Genomic DNA, 917 nt, shown 5'->3' on the forward strand with positions numbered 1-917 from the left:
GGGCAGCTCCACGACGGTCAGCCCGCGGTAGTCCGCCGCGGCGAGCGCGGCCAGCACGGGCGGGAAGTCGATCTCGCCCTCGCCGAACGGGAGGTGTTCGTGGACGCCGCGGCGCATGTCCTCGATCTGCACGTGCCGCAGCCAGGGCGCGGCCTCACGGACGCATTCGGCGGGCGACAGGGACTCCAGGCACTGGCAGTGGCCGATGTCCAGCGTCAGGCCCAGCGGTCGCGGGTCGCCCAGGAGGCGGCGCAGCCGGTGGAAGCCGGCCAGGTCGGCGAGGAGGTGCCCGGGCTCCGGTTCGATCGCCAGGGCGACGCCGGAGGCCTCGGCGGCGGCCAGCACGGGGTTCAGCGCCTCCGCGAGCCGCATCCAGGCGGCTTCCTCGTCGGTGCCGGGCGGGATGACCCCGCTGAAGCAGTGCACAGCGTGGGCGCCGAGTTCGGCGGCCACCCGGACGGCCCGCAGCAGCAGGGCGACGCGGCGGCCGCGGTCCTCCGGCTCGGGGTCGAGCAGGGAGGGACCGTGCTTGCGGCGCGGGTCGAGGACGTAGCGTGCGCCGGTCTCGACGGTGACCGCCAGGCCGAGTTCGGCCAGGCGCGCGGCCAGCTTCGCCGTGCGGGCGGCGAGGTCGGGGGCGAGCGGGTCGAGGTGCATGTGGTCGAGGGTGAGTCCGACGCCGTCATAGCCGAGGTCGGCAAGTAGGGCGAGGGCGTCCTCGAGGCGGAGGTCGGCGAGGCCGTTGGTGCCGTAGCCAAGGCGTAAGGGAAGGGTGTCGCTCGTGCTCGTTCTCATGTGAGGCTCACTTTCCGGCCGAGGCGGCGGGCGACGGGCGCGAGGGCGGCGGTGAGGAGGGCGGTCGCGGGGGCGCCGGCCCGGGCCGCGAGGGCCGCCTGCAGGGGGACGAGGGCGCGGAT

At 75.7% G+C, this 917-nt stretch carries 1 protein-coding gene; it reads right to left on the bottom strand.

What is annotated here, in order from left to right:
- The coding region (locus ACOV8S_RS30995; protein WP_448321816.1) for a sugar phosphate isomerase/epimerase family protein at window positions 1-795 on the bottom strand (795 nt) is incomplete at its 3' end.
- Window positions 796-917 lie beyond the last annotated feature (122 nt).

The organism is Streptomyces sp. CO7 (assembly GCF_053474865.1).